Source organism: Limnohabitans sp., assembly GCF_040401135.1.
In the GTDB taxonomy this organism is placed as follows: domain Bacteria; phylum Pseudomonadota; class Gammaproteobacteria; order Burkholderiales; family Burkholderiaceae_C; genus Limnohabitans.
In genome coordinates this window covers 1-16853 of record NZ_JBBAOV010000022.1, presented here as the reverse complement: position 1 = coordinate 16853, position 16853 = coordinate 1, and the positions used below count along the sequence as shown (strand labels likewise).

At 54.2% G+C, this 16853-nt stretch carries 17 protein-coding genes; 1 reads left to right on the top strand and 16 read right to left on the bottom strand.

Going from position 1 to position 16853, the window contains the following annotated elements:
- Nucleotides 1-34 precede the first annotated feature (34 nt).
- The 16 genes from ABWP81_RS07620 to ABWP81_RS07545 form a co-directional block, all read right to left on the bottom strand.
- Nucleotides 35-907 carry a cupredoxin domain-containing protein gene (locus tag ABWP81_RS07620; protein WP_353140804.1) on the bottom strand — a complete coding sequence of 291 codons (873 nt, stop codon included), beginning with the start codon at nt 905-907 and terminating at the stop codon, nt 35-37.
- Entirely contained in the window at nt 907-2037 is a 1131-nt protein-coding gene (locus ABWP81_RS07615; RefSeq protein WP_353140802.1) for an acyl-CoA dehydrogenase family protein, read from the bottom strand. Before ABWP81_RS07615 ends, ABWP81_RS07620 begins: the two co-directional genes overlap by 1 nt.
- A 36-nt stretch (nt 2038-2073) precedes the next feature.
- On the bottom strand, nt 2074-2739 hold the full coding sequence (locus ABWP81_RS07610) for an SDR family oxidoreductase (protein ID WP_353140800.1): 666 nt from the start codon (nt 2737-2739) through the stop codon (nt 2074-2076).
- 9 nt (nt 2740-2748) lie between these two features.
- Nucleotides 2749-3930, bottom strand: a complete 1182-nt coding sequence (locus ABWP81_RS07605) for an acetyl-CoA C-acyltransferase (protein WP_353134319.1) — start codon at nt 3928-3930, stop codon at nt 2749-2751.
- Nucleotides 3931-3971: 41 nt separating this feature from the next.
- Nucleotides 3972-4640 carry a carbonate dehydratase gene (can, locus tag ABWP81_RS07600; protein ID WP_353134316.1) on the bottom strand — a complete coding sequence of 223 codons (669 nt, stop codon included), beginning with the start codon at nt 4638-4640 and terminating at the stop codon, nt 3972-3974.
- 29 nt (nt 4641-4669) lie between these two features.
- A complete protein-coding gene (locus ABWP81_RS07595) occupies nt 4670-5869 on the bottom strand; it encodes an isovaleryl-CoA dehydrogenase (protein WP_353140798.1) in 1200 nt (399 codons plus the stop codon).
- Between the two features lie 17 nt (nt 5870-5886).
- Nucleotides 5887-6333: a PaaI family thioesterase gene (locus ABWP81_RS07590; protein WP_353136811.1), complete on the bottom strand. Its 447-nt coding sequence runs from the start codon at nt 6331-6333 to the stop codon at nt 5887-5889.
- The gene (locus ABWP81_RS07585) at nt 6330-6770 is read right to left on the bottom strand and encodes a MerR family transcriptional regulator (RefSeq protein WP_353140796.1); all 441 of its coding nucleotides are present in this window, start codon (nt 6768-6770) and stop codon (nt 6330-6332) included. Before ABWP81_RS07585 ends, ABWP81_RS07590 begins: the two co-directional genes overlap by 4 nt.
- 60 nt (nt 6771-6830) lie before the next feature.
- On the bottom strand, nt 6831-7799 hold the full coding sequence (locus ABWP81_RS07580; protein WP_353140794.1) for a M48 family metallopeptidase: 969 nt from the start codon (nt 7797-7799) through the stop codon (nt 6831-6833).
- Nucleotides 7800-7809: 10 nt separating this feature from the next.
- The gene (locus ABWP81_RS07575; protein ID WP_353140829.1) at nt 7810-8556 is read right to left on the bottom strand and encodes a lysophospholipid acyltransferase family protein; all 747 of its coding nucleotides are present in this window, start codon (nt 8554-8556) and stop codon (nt 7810-7812) included.
- An 11-nt stretch (nt 8557-8567) separates the two neighbouring features.
- A complete protein-coding gene (gene gmhB, locus ABWP81_RS07570; RefSeq protein ID WP_353140792.1) occupies nt 8568-9146 on the bottom strand; it encodes a D-glycero-beta-D-manno-heptose 1,7-bisphosphate 7-phosphatase in 579 nt (192 codons plus the stop codon).
- Nucleotides 9147-9164: 18 nt separating this feature from the next.
- Nucleotides 9165-11384 (bottom strand): glycine--tRNA ligase subunit beta, encoded by a 2220-nt coding sequence (glyS, locus tag ABWP81_RS07565; protein ID WP_353140790.1) that lies wholly within the window; start codon nt 11382-11384, stop codon nt 9165-9167.
- A gap of 17 nt (nt 11385-11401) precedes the next feature.
- Entirely contained in the window at nt 11402-12319 is a 918-nt protein-coding gene (gene glyQ / locus ABWP81_RS07560; protein WP_353140788.1) for a glycine--tRNA ligase subunit alpha, read from the bottom strand.
- Nucleotides 12320-12383: 64 nt separating this feature from the next.
- The gene (gene lnt, locus ABWP81_RS07555; RefSeq protein WP_353140786.1) at nt 12384-14018 is read right to left on the bottom strand and encodes an apolipoprotein N-acyltransferase; all 1635 of its coding nucleotides are present in this window, start codon (nt 14016-14018) and stop codon (nt 12384-12386) included.
- A gap of 4 nt (nt 14019-14022) precedes the next feature.
- Nucleotides 14023-14907, bottom strand: a complete 885-nt coding sequence (locus tag ABWP81_RS07550; RefSeq protein WP_353140784.1) for a CorC family transporter — start codon at nt 14905-14907, stop codon at nt 14023-14025.
- A 67-nt stretch (nt 14908-14974) separates the two neighbouring features.
- A complete protein-coding gene (locus ABWP81_RS07545) occupies nt 14975-15700 on the bottom strand; it encodes a GNAT family N-acetyltransferase (RefSeq protein ID WP_353140782.1) in 726 nt (241 codons plus the stop codon).
- Nucleotides 15701-15753: 53 nt separating this feature from the next.
- Here ABWP81_RS07545 and ABWP81_RS07540 point away from each other — a divergent pair, with 53 nt between their 5' ends.
- Nucleotides 15754-16797, top strand: coding sequence for an MBL fold metallo-hydrolase (locus tag ABWP81_RS07540; protein ID WP_353140780.1), 1044 nt, complete (start codon nt 15754-15756; stop codon nt 16795-16797).
- The last annotated feature ends 56 nt before the right edge of the window (nt 16798-16853 follow it).

Here is a 16853-nt window from a genome sequence, read left to right as displayed (position 1 = left end):
CATGCAACGCGAGCCGCGAAATCGAGCCTAAAAATTAAGGCAACACCGAAATCGTGCCACGCATACCTGCGTCGTAATGGCCTGGCTCAAAGCAGGCGATATGCAACACACCAGCATCGGTGAAGGTCCACACCAGCTCGCCCCTGGTTCCGGCGGCCACACTCACCGCGTTGCTGGCGTGGTGGTGGTGGCCCGAGTTTGGCTTTTTCATTTCTTCGGCATGGGCTTGCAACTCGGCCTCGGTGCCGATGATGAACTCGTGGCGCACTTTTCCAGCATTCACGAGCTGGATGCGGACGGTTTCGCCCGAGGTGGCTTGCCAGTTGGCGGGGGTGAAGCGCATGTCGTCGCTCAACGTAACCGTCACGGTGCGAGTAATGGTCTCTGCGCTAGCGCCGGTGCTGTTGTGCGCATCTTGCTTCGAGGCAGCCTCGCCATGTGAGTGGCCGTGGCCATCGCCCGCCTGCCCCACCAGTTGCGTCCACGCCAAGGCCGAGCAAGCGGAGACGACCGCAATAGAAAACAAGGCATAGGTGATAAGGCGATTGACCGACATGCGCGTGCGCCAATCCATGTAGTACATGGCCAGCAAACTCAAGGCAAACCCCAAGGGCACCGCCCACACACTGCGATCGGGCGAATCAGGAAAATGCTGCAAGCCGCCGGTGAAAAAGCCCAGACCGATAGACGACACAATGCCCACGCCCAGCACATCGGCCCAGCTCAAACGCTGGGTATCTTGCAAGCGCATTTCTAGCCACGAACCGAGCAAATAAAAACACACGCCAAAAGCAGCGGTGATGAGCGAGCGGCTTTCGCTGAACATGCCGTGGTTGACAGCGCCCGCAATGAAGCTGATGCCGCCGTATTTCAGCAATGTGGCGGTGTGGGTGGTGGCGAAAGACATTAGGCTAATCCTCGTTGAATGATGATTTTTTGCACGTCGCTGGTGCCTTCGTAAATTTGGCACACGCGCACGTCGCGGTAGATACGCTCCACAGGAAAGTCGCTCACCACACCGTAGCCCCCCAAGGTTTGAATGGCAATGCTGCACACCTGCTCTGCGGTTTCGCTGGCAAAGAGTTTGGCCATGGCGGCTTCTTTTAAACAGGGCAAGCCAGCATCGCGCAACTCAGCCGCGTGGTACATGAGCTGTCGTGCGGCTTCGAGCTGTGTGGCGCAATCGGCCAAACGAAAACCCACAGCTTGATGGTTAAAGATGGCGGTGCCAAAGCTGACACGTTCTTTGCTGTATTGCAAGGCCGCTTCAAACGCGCTGCGAGCCATGCCAATGCTTTGCGCGGCAATGCCGATGCGACCGCCTTCTAAAGCAGACAAGGCAATTTTGTAGCCCTCGCCCTCTGCGCCGATCAAGTTCTCGGCGGGGATGCGGCAGTTGTCAAAGTTGATTTGTGCGGTATCGCTGCTGTGCTGGCCAAGCTTGTCTTCGAGGCGCGCCACGTTATAGCCAGACGCACGGGTGGGCACGATGAAGGCACTCATGCCTTTTTTGCCAGCGCCTTTATCGGTCACGGCAATGACGATGGCCACGTGGCCGTTTTTGCCGCTGGTGATGAATTGCTTCACGCCATTGATGACGTACTCATCGCCTTCTTTGGTAGCGGTAGTACGCAAGGCTGATGCGTCAGAGCCCACATGCGGCTCGGTCAAACAAAACGCGCCAAGCATATTGCCCTGTGCTAATTCGGTGAGCCATTGCTTCTTTTGTGCTGCGTTGCCGTAGCGCATGAGGATGGCATTCACGGGGCAGTTGGTCACGCTGATGGCGGTGCTGGTACCGCCGTCGCCTGCGGCGATTTCTTCTAAAACAATGGCCAGTGTGGTGTAGTCCAAACCTGCACCCCCCAAGTCTTCGGGCACGCAAATGCCATAGGCGCCGAGTGCTGCCAAGCCCTTGTGCACCTCATGCGGGAAGGTGTGCTCTTTGTCCCACTTGGCGGCGTTGGGCCAAAGTTCTTGTTGGGCAAAGTCGCGCACGGCATCGCGAATCATGGTTTGGTCGGGGGTGAGCAACATGGCTTTATCCGGTTTGAAATGAATGTGTAAAAGGCATCACCAAGCAATGGTGCTGCCGTCGTAAGACAAAAACTGCCCCGCGTGTTTGGGTGTGATGTGCGCCAAGGTTTGGCGCATGCGTGTGACAGCCTGCTCAACCGTGAGCGTGGCATTGGCACCACCCATCTCGGTTTGCACCCAACCGGGATGCATGGCCACCATGCGAGCGCTTGGGTACTCGGGCTGTGAGGTGCGCACCACCATGTTGAGTGCGGCTTTGCTGATGCGGTACAACGCGGCATCGCTGCTGCGCGTGCCTTGCAAGCTGCCCATCACGCTGCTGATGCAAGCAAACACACCATCGGCCGCCTGGACCAAAGGCGCGACTTGCGGGATGACCATCATCGCGCCCATGACGTTGGTGTGCATGACGCGGTCAAACGCATCTTGCGTGGGCGGTGTGCTGGCGTTGTTGTGGTCGATGACGCCGGCCACATACAAAGCAAGGTCAAGCTTTTCGCCATCGAGCATCCACTCGAACGAACTGACGCTGATGGGGTTGGCCACATCCACGCGCAAACATTGCGCGCCAAGGGCTTGCACACGGTCGCGCCCCGCATCGTCACGCGTGGTAGCAATGACGCGCCAGCCGTCCGCCATATATTGACGAACCAGTTCAAGCCCAATGCCGCGCGACGCGCCGATGATGAGTGCGGTAGGCATGATTAAAACTTAAACGAGTTCGAGTGCCACAGCCGTGCCTTCACCGCCGCCGATACACAACGTGGCCAAGCCTTTTTTTAAGCCGCGTGCTTTGAGGGCATGGATGAGTGTGACCATGATGCGCGCACCTGATGCGCCAATGGGGTGACCCAAAGCACAGGCGCCACCGTTCACGTTGACGATGTCGTGGGACACGTTGAGTTCTTTCATCAAGGCCATGGGCACCACTGCGAATGCTTCGTTGATTTCCCACAGGTCCACGTCTTGCACTTTCCAGCCTGCTTTGGCCAAGGCTTTTTGCGTGGCGCCGACGGGGGCGGTGGCAAACCACTCAGGCTCTTGCGCATGAGTGGCATGGCTGACGATGCGTGCCAAGGGGGTGCAACCCAACTTCTTGGCGGTACTTTCGCGCATCAGCACCATGGCGGCTGCGCCATCGTTGATAGACGAACTGGAAGCCGCAGTGATGGTGCCGTCTTTCTTGAACGCGGGCTTGAGTGAGCTGATTTTGTCAAGCTTGACTTTGCCGGGGCCTTCGTCAATCGACACCACCGTTTCGCCAACACGCGTCTTGACGGTGACGGGGGTGATTTCAGTGGCAAAGGCTCCGCTTTCAGTGGCGGCCTTGGCGCGTTGCACACTGGCAGTGGCAAACGCGTCTTGCTCGGCGCGTGTGAAGCTGTATTTGGCGGCGCAGTCTTCCCCAAAGGTGCCCATGCTGCGGCCGGGTTCGTAAGCGTCTTCCAAGCCGTCGAGCATCATGTGGTCAAAGATGCGGTCGTGGCCGATGCGATAGCCACCACGGCCTTTGAGCATGAGGTAGGGCGCGTTGGTCATGCTCTCCATGCCGCCAGCGACCAGCACATCGTGTGTGCCTGCCACCAACATGTCGTGCGCAAACATCGCCGCTCGCATGCCTGAGCCGCACATTTTGGACAAGGTAACAGCGCCAGCGCTTTTGGGTAAACCACCTTTGAAAGCCGCTTGGCGTGCAGGCGCTTGGCCTTGGCCTGCCATCAAACAGTTGCCAAACAAAACTTCGGTGACCAACTCAGGATGGATGCCTGCACGCTCCACTGCGGCCTTGATGGCTGCGCCGCCTAGGTCATGTGCGGCAAGGCTTGAGAAGTCGCCTTGAAAGCTGCCCATAGGCGTGCGCGCAGCGCTGACGATGACGATGGGGTCGGACATGAATTTCTCCAATACAAAAAATGCCACGCCAACCCAGAGGGTCACGCAGCGGGAAGCATGCCACCGCGAGGGTAGCGTTTGAAAGCGCGGCGAAACACATCGACCACTTCGTCGCCGTGACTCATGCTGACGCCTAGGTCTTTGACCAGGCCATCATCTAAGCCGTATATCCAACCATGCACGGTTACTTTTTGACCTCGACCCCATGCGTCTTGCATGACATTGGACAAGGCCACGTTGCCCACTTGTTCGATCACGTTCATCTCGCACATGACCGCTTCAAGCTCAGCTTGCGGCAAATGGTTAAGGCGCTGGCGATGGCGCAAGCGCACGTCTTGCACATGGCGCAACCAGTTGTCAGCCAAACCCACACGTGTGCCGCGAGTCGCTGCCAACACCCCGCCACACCCGTAGTGGCCTACCACCATGATGTGCTCGACCTTGAGCGCATCGACCGCATATTGGATGACGGACAAGGCATTCAAGTCGGAATGCACCACCAAGTTGGCCACGTTGCGATGGACAAACACTTCACCCGGATCTAGGCCGGTGATTTGGTTGGCAGGCACTCGACTATCAGAGCAGCCAATCCACAAATACTTGGGATTTTGCTGGTTGGCCAGACGAGAGAAGTACGCAGGATTTTCTTCAATCATGCGGGCCGCCCAGACGCGGTTGTTATCGAAAAGGTGTTGAAGTGAATTGCTCATGCATTCATTGTCGCAGGGGTAAAAATCCCTTAACAAGTTTCAGCGAATAGCTCGCGGCCAATCAACATGCGGCGAATTTCGCTGGTGCCTGCACCAATTTCATACAGCTTGGCGTCGCGCCACAAACGACCCAGTGGGTATTCGTTGATGTAGCCGTTGCCGCCAAAAATCTGCACACCTTCGCCGGCCATCCAGGTGGCTTTTTCGGCGGTCCACAAAATGACGGATGCGCAGTCTTTGCGCACTTGACGCACATGGTCGGTGCCAAGTAAGTCGAGGTTTTTGGCCACGGTGTAGGCAAAGCTGCGACCGGCTTGCAGCACGGTGTACATATCGGCCACTTTGCCTTGGATGAGTTGGAACTCGCCAATACTTTGGCCAAACTGCTTGCGGTCGTGAATGTAGGGAATGACGTTGTCCATCACCGATTGCATGATGCCCAACGGACCGCCCGCCAACACAGCGCGCTCGTAGTCCAAACCGCTCATCAAGACTTTGGCACCCATATTGAGGCCGCCCAAAATATTGGCTTCGGGCACTTCGACGTTGTTGAACACCAGCTCACCCGTGTGGCTGCCGCGCATGCCGAGTTTGTCGAGCTTTTGCGCGACGCTGAAACCCTGCATGCCCTTTTCGATCAAGAAGGCTGTGACGCCTCGCGCGCCTAACTCGGGCTCGGTCTTGGCGTAGACCACCAAGGTGTCGGCGTCTGGGCCATTGGTGATCCACATCTTGCTGCCATTGAGCAGGTAGTAGCCGCCGCCCGAGGCGCTCGGCTCTTTGAACTCCGCCTTCAACTTCATGCTGATGACGTCTGAGCCCGCGCCTGGCTCAGACATGGCCAAGGCACCCACGTGCTCACCGCTGATGAGTTTGGGCAGGTACTTGGCGCGCTGCGCTTCTGTGCCGTTGCGTTTGATTTGGTTCACGCACAAATTGCTATGTGCACCATAGCTCAAGCCCACGCTGGCCGAGGCGCGAGAGATTTCTTCCATCGCAACCATGTGTGCGAGGTAGCCCATATTGGCGCCGCCAAACTCCTCCCCGACTGTGATGCCTAGGACGCCGAGGTCGCCCATCTTGCGCCACAGGTCCATGGGGAATTGGTCGTCGTGATCGATTTGTGCAGCACGGGGGGCAATTTCGGCTTGTGCAAAATCGCGCACAGCGTCGCGCAGAGCATCGATGTCTTCACCGAGTTGAAAGTTGAGGCCGGGCAAGTTGTTCATTTTTATCTCCTAGGGGGTCAGTATGTTTTGTTCACTGTGGCGAGGGTTTGTTGCATCAATGCGCAAGACGATTCGCCGCCGTTGTCATCCAGGTGCACCACTTCGGCGGTGGTAATGATGAGGCGTTTGCCAGCGCGCACCACATGTCCGCGGGCGCGAAGCTCGCCACCCGAGAAGGCCGCGAGAAAGTTTATTTTGTATTCCACCGTAGTCACCTCTTGACCTTCGGCGGCCATGGTGAGTCCGGCATAGCCTGCGGCAATGTCGGCCAACGCGCCCATGGCGCCACCGTGGTAGCCGCCTTGTTGCTGTGTGACGCGCTCGGAGTAGGGCAAGGCAATTTCAACCTCGCCTGGCGCCACAGACACGATGCGAGCGCCAAGGTGCTGCATCATGCCTTGACGGACAAAGCTGGCTTCGATGCGGGCGTGTAACTCGGGGTGAGCAGATGCAACGTGCGTCATGCTGCGCTCGCTTTCAAAGCCTTGAGCATCTTGATGGGTTTGACTGCTTTATCACCTTGCTTGGTCAGCAAACTTCGGGCTTCTTTTTCGTGGGCCTTTACCTCATCGAGGTTGGCCAGAATCTCTGCCATTTGCGCTTCAAGCTCGCGCTTGTGCGCATCGAGCACCACCAAAAACTTTTGCAATTGTGGGCCTGTGTCACGCGGGCTGTCGTACATATCGATCAGGTCTTTGGCCTCAGTCAATGACAAGCCCAAACGCTTGGCACGCAAAGTAAGTTTCAGACGCGTACGGTCGCGGTGGCTGTAAACACGGTTGCGCCCGCCAGGGCCAGAGCGCTCGGGCTGCAAGAGACCCATGTCTTCGTAAAAACGGATGGCCCGCGTGGTGAGGTCAAACTCACGCGCTAAGTCGCTGATGGAATAGGTGGTCGCCATGATTGCCTTGTTTACGTTTACGTAAACGTCAATTATGGCGGCAAATCTCCAATAATCAGCTCATGACCAAGGAGGTAAGGGTTCATCCTTAAGCACACGACGTCGCTGGGCGTAGTCGGGCATGACGCTTTGCACGGTTTCCCAAAAGCGCGGGCTGTGGTCCATGACGCGCAAATGGCTGAGTTCGTGGGCCACCACGTAGTCAATCACGTCGCGCTTGTGGTGCACCAAACGCCAGTTGAGGCGAATAGCGCCATTGGCGCTGGCACTTCCCCAGCGCGTGGCTGCGCTGCTGAGCGAGACGCGTTGCCACTGCACACCGAGCTGAGGCGCGAAGTGGTTAAGCCGTTCGACAAACAAGGCTTTGGCTTGACGCATGAGCCAGGCTTGTACGGCATCGCGAATTTGTGGGGCCTCAGCGTTGAGTGGAAGGCCTAGGCGCAGCGTGTGGCGCAAAGGAGGCGAGATTTGCCCCGCCTCTTCAGTGATCACGTCTGCGATGGGGCTATGCGTCAGCGCTTGGTCAACCTGCTGCAACGGCGATGGCTCAAACTGCGCACTGTTTTTCTTCAGCGCGCTGGAGGAGTCAAGCACCACCTGCAACTGCTCGCCCAAATATGGCAACACGACGCCATCAGCCCACTCGATGCGGGCGGCTCCCAGTTGCTGCTGGCGCTCTTGCATCTCGATCAGCTTGCGGGCAATCCAGTCGGATTTTTCTCGCAAGGCTGACTCCACCTCACCCACCGTGACCCAACGCGGCGCGCTGACTTCTAAGCCATCGGGGCCAATGGCCATTCCGATGGTGCGACGCTTGCCACGCCTAAAAGCATAGGCCACATCGGCGCTCCCTAGCTGAATGCGGCGGGTGGCGCGGGGGTGTGTGTAAAGCGCCTTGGGCAGTACTTGACCCAGGGGCTCAGAAGGTTGATGCGGGCCATGCAGTACCCGAGGCTTGGGACGAGGCGACGGTTTGGCGGGTGACGCGCCGTCGAACATGTCGAGCACGAGTTGCAAGAAGCGGCTCATGCTTATGAGCTCAACGTTGGCCGACGTAGGCCTCGGGATCGAGGCGGTGCATCTCGGCTTCGATCCAGGTTTCGACTTCGCGCATCAGTTCGTCTGCTTCGCGGCCTTCGCTGGGGATGGGCTTGCCAATCGATACATCCACCATGCCCGGGTGTTTGATGAAAGCTTTGCGAGGCCAGCATTTGGCGGAGGTTACCGCCACGGGGATAACGGGTGCGCCGGTGGCAATGGCCAAACGTGTGCCACCGCTTTTATAGCTTCCGCGTTCGCCGCGTGGAATGCGTGTGCCCTCTGGAAACATGATGACCCACACACCCCGGGCCAACAACGCTTTGCCCTGCTCCACCACTTTGGCAAACGCTCTGGCTCGTTGGCTGCGGTCGATGTGAATCATGTCTAAGCTGCCGATGGACCAACCGAAGAACGGCACATAAAGCAGCTCTTTTTTAAACACATACGCCAAGGGGTGCGGCATGATGGCCGGCATCAAAAACGTTTCATACGTGGACTGATGCTTGACCAACAAAATAGCAGGGCTGGTCTCGCCCACCGGCAAGTTACCTTGCCCATGCACTTGGTAACGAATGCCAATGATGACGCGCGCAGAATCCACACTGAGCTTGAGCCATTTTTGGGCTATGGTGTAGCGCATGGCTCCTTTGGCGCCAAACAAGCGCACCACCAAGATAGCCAAGGTGTAGGGGATGACGGTGACAAACATAAACGCCATGTGCAGCGCGGAGCGAAGCAGATTCATCATTAGGACACCTATGTTTTGTTTTTAACAGCGGTATCCGGCAACGCAAGCATCCAATCGACAAATTCACCTAAATCGGCGTGCGCCAAAGTACCTGGTGGAAAGTTTGCAGGAAGTGTTTGCCCCATCAACTTTTCGCCTTTGCCTGTGTGTACCAAGTGCGTATCACAACCAACGGCAGCACCCGCTTGTAAATCGCGCAACGAATCGCCCACCGTGTGAACGCCTTTGAGGTCCATGCCATAACGCTCGCCAATTTGCTCGAACAAGCCGGGCAAGGGCTTGCGGCAGTTGCAGGTTTCTTCGGGGCTGTGAGGGCAATAGAACACGGCGTCAATGCGGCCGCCGGCAGAAGCCAGCAGTTTGTGCATCTTGCTGTGCATAGCGTTCAAGGCGGCGACATCGAACAAACCGCGACCCAAACCTGATTGGTTTGACGCCACCACCACACGCCAACCGGCATGGTTCAAGCGTGCAATCGCCTCGAGTGCGCCGGGCAACGCAATCCACTCATCGGCAGACTTGACATAGTCGTCACTGTCTTGGTTGATGGTGCCGTCGCGGTCGAGAATGACGAGTTTCGTTTGCATGATGGCTGAGCTTGGGTTTTAAGAAGCGAGACAAGACAAATCGGCCACGCGGTTCATTGCCAAGTGCAGGCACTTGAGCAGGCCCTGGCGGTTAAGGCGCAAGTCCATCTCTTCAGCATTGACCATGACGTCGTCAAAGAACGCATCCACAGGCGAACGCAAGGTAGCCAAAGTTTGCAACGATGACGTGTAGTCGCCCGCATTGAACTGCGCCTCAGACTCTGGCAGCAACTTGAGCATGACGGCATACAGCGCTTGCTCGGCGTCTTCTTTGAACAAGGCTGTGTTGACGTGTGCGTCGACCTCGCCTGCTTTTTTGAGTATGTTACCGATGCGTTTATTGGCCGCAGCCAATGCAGGGCTTTCTGGCAAAACGACGAATGCGCGGACGGCGGTGAGGCGCTTGGCCACATCACTCAAACGCTGAGGGCGCAGCGCCAACACGGCTTCGACCTCTTGGGCTGAATAGCCTTGCTCGCGCAGGCCGCCAGAAATACGGTCGTAAATGAAAGATGCCAAAGGCGTTGCCGCTTCGTAATTTAGATACACGGTTGAGGCAGCATGTCCTACCGCCTTTGTTGCTTGGATAGCGGCGCCCCACTGTGCATCCTCAAACGCGCGCAGCAGCAGTTCGTCCAAACCGACGGGTAAATCTGTTTCAACCAACATGCGAATCACGCCCAACGCGTGTCGGCGCAAAGCGAACGGGTCTTTGTCGCCCGTAGGTAAATTACCGATACCAAACATGCCAACCAAAGTTTCGAGCTTATCGGCCAATGCCACCACTACTCCGACCGTGTTGCGCGGCAAGGCATCGCCGGCAAAGCGCGGTTTGTAATGGTCTTCGATGGCTTGCGCCACGTCCTCGCCCAAGCCATCGTGACGGGCGTAGTATCCGCCCATGATGCCTTGCAGCTCTGGGAATTCGCCCACCATGTCGGTCAGCAAATCGGTTTTGGCAAGCTGTGCGGCGGTGTCGACTGCTTGTAAAAATTTGGCGTCTTTGGCCTCAGGCAGCAAGGCCGCAATGCCTTTGGCGATGGCGCGCACACGGTCGGTACGCTCGCCCTGTGTGCCGAGTTTGTTGTGATAGACCACTTTGGACAAACCTTGCACACGCGAAGCGAGTGTCTTTTTGCGGTCTTGGTCGAAGAAAAATTTGGCGTCAGCCAAACGTGGGCGAACCACGCGCTCGTTGCCGCCAATTACAGCGGATGGGTCGTCGGGTGTGATGTTGCTGACCACCAAGAACTTATGGGTCAGCTTGCCTTCGTCGTCGAGCAACGGGAAGTATTTTTGGTTGGCCTTCATCGTGAGGATGAGACACTCTTGGGGCACGTCGAGGAACTGTTTTTCGAACTCGCACACCAACACATTGGGACGTTCGACAAGCGCAGTTACTTCGTCGAGCAAAGCGGCGTCTTCAATCGGCCTTAGCCCTCCTTGTGACCTTGAGTCCTCGCCGCCGCCCGCTTTGACTGCTGCAGCATTAAGCTGACGCGCTATTTCTGCGCGGCGCTCAGTAAAGCTGGCGATGACTGCCCCATCTTGGGCGAGTGTGTCGGCATAGACGTCGGCATTGGCCAACACCAAAGGCGATACACGCGCTTCAAAACGGTGACCTTGTGTGCTGTTACCAGCCACCAAGCCCAAAGCTTTGACTGGCACGACCATGCTGCCGTGCAAGGCCACCAAGCTGTGCGCGGGGCGCACAAAGTTGACGCTTGTCCAGCCTGGTAAAAAGTTGTCAATGCCGCAGTCGGTTTCAAGCTGATAGCTCATCACCTTCGGTATGGGAAGTTTGGAGATCGCCTCATTCAGTGCTTTTTGCAGGCCCTCGGCCAAGCTCGCGCCTTTGACAATGCTGTCGTAGAACAAGGCTTCTGCTTTGCCATCGGGTGCGCGCTTTAGTTGCGCCACTGCTTCAGGGCCTGCGCCCAAAGCTTGCAGCTTTTTCAGTAAGGCAGGTGTCGCGTTGCCGTTTGCATCCAAGCCCACTGTTGTAGGCATGAGTTTTTGTTGTACGGCTTTGTCGGCTCCTAATTCAGACACGTCGGTTATGTGTGCAGCCAAACGTCGTGGCGATGCGAAGGCAGTCACAGCCGAATTGGCTGCAGTTAATCCTTGTGCTTTTAGTTGTTCAAACAAAACGTTGGAGAAAGCATCGCCGAGTTTTTGTAAAACTTTGGGAGGCAACTCCTCCACGAAGAGTTCGATGAGTAGGTTATGTGTGGTCATGTTCTTGTGTCCTACGCTCAAGCGGTCTTCTTCATTTGCTCTACCCATTCACGTGGCGCCATGGGAAACCCCAAGCGCTCGCGACTCTCGTAATAGCTTTGCGCCACGGCGCGTGCGAGGTTACGGATGCGGCCAATATAGGCGGCACGCTCGGTCACGCTGATGGCGCCTCGAGCGTCCAACATATTGAAGGTGTGTGCGGCTTTGAGCACTTGCTCGTAAGCGGGCAAGGCAAGCTGGACGTTGATCAAATGCTTCGCTTGTTTTTCGTGTGCACCAAAAGCAGTGAATAAAAACTCAGCATCGCTGTGCTCGAAGTTGTAGGTGGATTGCTCAACTTCATTTTGTTTGTAGACGTCGCCATAAGATAGTTTGTTACCCTTCAAGTCATCGGTCCATGTCAGGTTGTAGACGTTGTCAACGCCTTGCAGGTACATGGCTAAACGCTCTAGTCCGTAGGTGATTTCGCCTGTGATGGGTTTGCAATCAATGCCGCCCACTTGTTGGAAGTAAGTGAATTGCGTCACTTCCATACCGTTTAACCAAACTTCCCAGCCTAAACCCCAGGCGCCTAATGTTGGGTTTTCCCAGTCGTCTTCAACAAAGCGGATGTCGTTCTTCTTGAGGTCAAAACCAAGTGCTTCGAGTGAGCCCAGGTACAACTCCAAGATGTTGCTTGGTGCTGGCTTCAACACCACTTGGTATTGGTAGTAGTGCTGCAAACGGTTGGGGTTTTCTCCGTAGCGGCCGTCTTTAGGACGACGACTTGGCTGAACGTAAGCGGCCTTCCAAGGCTCTGGGCCCAAGGCGCGTAAGAATGTGGCAGTGTGCGAGGTGCCCGCACCAACCTCCATGTCGATGGGTTGCAGCAAAGCGCAGCCCTGCTCGGCCCAGTAGGACTGAAGTTTGAGAATGATTTGTTGAAATGTCAGCATGCAAAGTGACCAGCAGACGCTGGCAAATTAGTCTGCGGGTCAAGATGCCCGCAATGCTTTGATTTTACGGGCCGAAACGCCTCTGCCCGTGCCTTGATGCATGCGCTGTGGCTCCTGACAGCAGCAAGATCAGCAGGGCAAATCCGACCAATGGCCAAAGTCCAAATCTGGATACCCATTGGGCATACGGGGTAATGGGGCCATGTCTGCCGTACACCTCGGCCGTCAGAGCCCCTTGTACTGCGCTTGGCAATCGGTGCGTGACTTCTCCTCGTGCGTTGATGATGGCTGTAGCCCCTGTATTTGTAGCCCGCAGCATGGGTCTTCCTAGTTCTAGGGCGCGCATGCGTGAGATATTTAAATGTTGGTCTATTGCCACCGTGTCACCAAACCACGCGATGTTGCTAAGGTTGACCATCAGCGTAGGCGCATTGTTTGGATCTGCAAAGCTACGGGCCAACTCTTCGCCAAACAAATCTTCGTAACAAATATTCGGGGCAATCCGCTCACCCTTAAATATCAAGCTCGGCTGGGCTAGAGCCCCAGGGGTGAACTCACCCAAAGGGATGTTCATCATGCGTACAAACCACTGAAACAGTGGCGGTACAAATTCACCGAACGGAACAAGGTGATGCTTGTCGTATTGGTAGTTAGCCGTTACGGCGGGGGATGTTTGTGGCATCAAAGCCATCACCGAGTTGCTGTATTTCAACTGACCTTGCTCGCTTTTCATGGCTAACGGCAGACCTATTAATGCGGCTTGGTTGCCATTGCTGAAGTGAGCTTCTAACGGCTGCCAATAGCGATCAGGCATCTGTTGCTGAATCAAAGGAATCGCTGTTTCGGGTGTGACGATTAGGTCGCTAGTATTTGAGAGCAATGCCTCGCGGTAATCGTGCAGTGCGCGGCTGACGCCCTCACCAAATTTCATGTCTTGCGGGATGTTGCCTTGCAACAAGGTAACGCGCAAAGGGTGTTGTGACTGGTGCGCATCATTGGTCGCTCGACTTGGGGAAGTGCCCCATGTGAAGGCCAGCGCTGCAACAAAAATGACTATCCCGACTTTGCCGACACCTGAAAGTGGGTTGCGCTCTCTTTTTTCAGCTCCTATGGCCATGGCGATGAATGCCGTCAGTGCACACAAACCATAAACACCTATCCACGGCGCCCAGTGCTGCAACACACTATCCAAATGGGCATAGCCCACTGCGCCCCATGGGAAGCCTGTAAAGATCGTGCCGCGGACGATCTCTGCTAACACCCAGACAGCGGCAAAGGCACTGGCTCGCAGCAAAATACTGACACCCGTTTTGCAAACAGCATAAAAAACGGTACATGCTGCTCCATAAAACAACGCTAAACCCGACGCCAATAAACCAACAGCCAACGCTGCAATAGGAGCGGGTAAACCACCGTACTTGTTCATTGAAATGAACAACCACCAAATACTGCCAACGAGCCAAGCAAAAGAAAATATCCAACCAGAGAGAAAAGCTTGTTTACGAGATTGACTGCGGTCCAAAATCCCAGCCAACACAACCATGCTCAAGCACTGCAACCAGCCCTGAGTTACACCTGACCAATCTCCCTTAAATGGCCAAGCAAGTGATGCAGCTTGCGCTATGCCCGCTCCCAGCAATAGCGCCGTCACGCTCCAAGGCAAAGGCCATGTCTTGTCAGCGTGGTCTCTATCACGCATATATTTATGGCTGAGCCTTTTCTACTGGGGCGGGGTAGACCTTGAACCACTTGACGGCGCCACCCCTTGTGTGCAGCACCTCAAATCGTAATTTATTTATTTCAAAATGTTCACCACGGCGCGGCACATGGCCCATAGCATGGGCGATGAAGCCTCCTATGGTGTCGAAATTTGTATCATCAGATTCTTCGGCAGCAGTTACTTCTAAATGCGTTCCAAACGCTTCACCCACACGTTCCAAAGAAGCGTCGCCACTGACTCGATATGTTTGATCGGCTAATGCAAAAATATCACCCACATCTTCTTGGCTATCAAATTCATCTTCAATATCGCCAACAATTTGCTCCAACACGTCTTCAATGGTGATGAGTCCAGCAATGCGACCAAACTCATCCACCACCAAGGCCATGTGGTTGCGTGTGTTGCGGAACTCACGCAACAAATCATTTAAACCTTTGCTTTCTGGCACGAAAACTGGGGGGCGTAATAGAGTCCGAATGTTGAGCGTTGGCGCACGCTGTAACTTCAACAAGTCTTTTGCCAGCAAGATGCCCACTAGGTTGTCACGCTCACCCTCGAAAACAGGGAATCTTGAGTGCCCCGTATCGATGACTTGATTCAAACTCTTCTCAACAGGATCGTCTAAGTTGATTTGATCCATGCGCGGGGCAGCTACCATCACTTCACCAGCCGTAAGATCGGCCATGCGCAAAACGCCCTCTAACATGAGGCGGCTTTCTGCTCCTATGACTTGGTTGTCTTCTGCATCAGAAAGCGCGCCTAGCAACTCTTCGCGTGAGTCTGGACCGGGGTGTATAAACTCAACTAACCGCTGCCAAAAGCTGCGTGAGTCTTGTTTTTCAGTATCGCGGGAATTCGGGGGTATCACAGTTGTGCAGCTGTTGCTGCTAGAGTCTTACAGACCCTAAGCATAGTGCATACACGTTACCCCTTTTTTACTCAGCGGCTTGATGGCGCGATTTGCGCACACCTGTTCGGATTTCCTGTACTTTGGCTAAGAAACTCCAAAAACGATTGGCGTCTTCTTTAATGCTGTAATTTGTTTTGGCGTATTGATTTGCTATGAACTCCGTGACCCGGCTGTCTAAGTTACGTTTCGGTAAACTTAAAAAGGCTTCAACTTCGGAACCATAGCGCTCTATCTTTGCGCCTCCTTTGCGAGCAATCCGAATCATGGGTGCGTTTTCACTCAATGCATGGATGTGCATTTTGTACACCTTTTCATTTCTTGCATGTATGACGGCGCGTTGAAATAGGTGCGCGCCGTATCCTCTACCCCGTGCATGAGCAGAGACAGACACGCCAAACTCTGAGCAGTGCTCCTGACCGTCTTCTTTCATGAGCGCCAAATGCGCCATGGCTATGATTTGAAGTTCAGAATTAAAAATTCCATAAATTTCATCACGATCAAATTTCAAATTAGCCACATATTTTTCAATATGAATATTTGTTGCCGCGTAACCAAAGCGTAAATAGCGATCGTGCTCAGACAATTCGTTTAAATGCTGCAAAATCTGCTGGCTTTTCGAAAAATCTAAGGCAGCAATGGGAATTAATGCGCCTTCTGTTTTGTTAAGCAGATCTTGTGTAACACCTGATATGTTGAGCATTTTCCAACCTCCATTCAGTGTAGTTTCAGCAAAAGTTTGTACGAATGTCATGAATTTATTCTAAGGGTTATCCCTTATTCTTGCTGTTTCCTGACCTAGATTAGGTGCTTCTCTCTAAATCATTCAAGCAGGCTACTTGTAACTTACGGCTCATCAACCTCTCAGATGGCGTCTCAGGCCAACAAAAAGCTGATACTGTGATGATTTACAGCCGACAAACAACAAGTCATATGCATAAATTACCGAACGGAGTAACGTTTTTTGAACGCGGGTGGCTTTCATCCAATAACGTTTTGATTCAACATGAGGAGGAAGCGTTGCTCGTCGATACAGGCTATTGGACTCACGCTCATCAGACGGCTTCGTTAGTGACATCTGTTTTGCAGAATCAACCCTTAACATCAATTGTCAACACTCACTTGCACAGCGATCATTGCGGTGGAAACTCGTATTTGCAACATTTATTCCCAGCAATAAGTACATTCATTCCACCTGGGCATGCTTCTTTTGTTGAAGATTGGAATGCGGAGGTCTTAACCTACACACCAACTGGGCAACATTGCCCAAAATTCACTAAAAGTGGTCTTCTTTCTAATGACGATTGCTTGTTATCGGGTGATGCATCTTGGCGGGTTTATTCCGCACCCGGCCATGACCCTCATTCAATCATTCTATTTAATGAACTCGAAGGGATTCTTATATCAGCTGATGCACTATGGGAAAACGGTTTTGGCGTTGTATTCCCAGAAATCGATGGTATCCAAGCATTCGATGAAGTAGAAGCGACGCTCCAAATTATTGAGCAACTCAATCCCAAACTTGTATTGCCTGGGCATGGGTCTTCTTTCACTGATATCTGTGGCGCCTTGAAAAGGGCAAGAACACGACTAGCTCAGTTTAAGGCATCACCTGAGAAACATTCCTTATATGCTGCGAAGGTGTTGTTGAAATTCAAATTACTGGAACTTCAAAAAATTAAATATTTAGACTATGTTGCATGGGCAAATTCTGCCAACTACCTACATCTACTTCATACGAATTATGAAAAAGCAATTGAATTTGATGCGTGGATATTAGATATGTGTAAAAGTCTAGAAAAAAGCGGCGCTTGCTTATTTGTTGATCAATATATCGTTAATATAAACTAATGCAAGTACAAAAACAAAAACCCCCACTCAACTGAGCGGGGGTTTCTGAGGCTGTA